1 protein-coding gene is annotated in these 247 nt (G+C 68.0%); it reads left to right on the top strand.

Features of this window, described 5'->3' with window-relative positions:
• Nucleotides 1-15: 15 nt before the first annotated feature.
• The coding region (locus HNQ71_RS34610; protein ID WP_246461231.1) for a hypothetical protein at nt 16-247 on the top strand (232 nt) is incomplete at its 3' end.

Genomic DNA, 247 nt, shown 5'->3' with positions numbered 1-247 from the left:
CAACCGGAGCCACAGGTGAGACTGGCGATACCGGCGCCACGGGTTCGACTGGAGCGACTGGCGCGACCGGTGATACCGGCGCCACGGGTTCGACAGGCGCAACCGGCGATACCGGTGCAACTGGAGACACAGGCGCGACTGGCGATACCGGTGCCACGGGTTCGACAGGCGCAACCGGCGATACCGGTGCAACTGGAGCCACAGGCGCGACTGGCGATACCGGTGCCACGGGTTCGACTGGCGCAAC

It is taken from the genome of Mesorhizobium sangaii (assembly GCF_014207355.1).
GTDB classification, from domain to species: Bacteria; Pseudomonadota; Alphaproteobacteria; order Rhizobiales; family Rhizobiaceae; genus Mesorhizobium; species Mesorhizobium sangaii.
Note: the sequence above shows the minus strand (reverse complement) of the source record. Positions and strands in the feature narration are given on the sequence as shown.